The sequence below is a fragment of the Synechococcus sp. R6-5 genome (assembly GCF_047461775.1).
Classification (GTDB): domain Bacteria; phylum Cyanobacteriota; class Cyanobacteriia; order Thermostichales; family Thermostichaceae; genus Thermostichus.
Map to the genome: position 1 here is coordinate 1 of NZ_JANSHV010000328.1, position 936 is coordinate 936.

Consider the following 936-nt stretch of genomic DNA (forward strand, 5'->3'; position numbering starts at 1 on the left):
AGGACTCCGTCCCGCTAACGCGATCGGGATATTCGCAACCTCATTTTTGGCCTTTGAGATCCTGAAACGAATAAAGTTTAGTTGCAAACCTAACTTTCTCAGGGGGCACGCAGCTGAGAAAAGTTGAACCGAGTCCTGATAGGCTGAAGAAAAGTTGGGATCCCTGCCATGTTCTACTTACCGGTCTCGCTGTTGTTGTTTGTAGTGCTGTTGCTGCTGCTGCCGCTGGTTTGGTTGGGGTTGGCGGTGGATGTGGTGGCGCTGGCAGTGGGAAAGCTGGGGTTCTCGCGGGAGGGAGCGCTGTTACTGCTGCTGGCCATCCTGGTGGGCAGCTCGGTCAATATTCCCCTCTATCGAGTGAAATGCGAGGTGACGCTGGTAGAAGACCTAGCTAGCTTGTGGATGCGGCAGTTCTGGGGGATCCCTTTGACCAAGCTTTCCCAGGAGACGGTGATTGCCTTAAACGTGGGCGGGGGGCTGATCCCGGTGCTCTTGGCCCTATACCAATTTGGGCGGGCCGACAGCGTGCTGATCCTGGCGGTGACGGCGCTGGTAACCTTGGTCAGCTACTATGCTTCCCACGTGGTGCCCGGGATCGGCATTCAGATGAATCCTCTAATTGCCCCAGCTACAGCAGCCTTGGCCGCTTTGTTCTGGGCTGGGGATCAGGCGCCAGCGGTGGCCTTTGCCGGCGGGGTTTTGGGTACCCTTATCGGGGCGGATCTCCTGCACTTGCCGGAGGTGTTGCGGCGCAATTGCTCAGGCATTCTCAGCATTGGCGGGGCCGGGGTTTTCGATGGTATTGCCCTCTGTGGCTTGTTTGCCCTGCTGCTGAGCTAGACCAGCAAATAGGTAAGGGAAAGGGTGATGGATTGGGCGGGATCCAGCCAACGCAAGTCGGGATCCCCTAAGGACTCCGTCCCGCTGGCGCGATCG

At 57.9% G+C, this 936-nt stretch carries 1 protein-coding gene; it reads left to right on the forward strand.

Annotated features, from left to right (window positions below):
* The first annotated feature begins 168 nt into the window (after nucleotides 1-168).
* The gene (locus NW818_RS13435) at nucleotides 169-840 is read left to right on the forward strand and encodes a DUF1614 domain-containing protein (RefSeq protein ID WP_414424834.1); all 672 of its coding nucleotides are present in this window, start codon (nucleotides 169-171) and stop codon (nucleotides 838-840) included.
* Nucleotides 841-936: the final 96 nt, after the last annotated feature.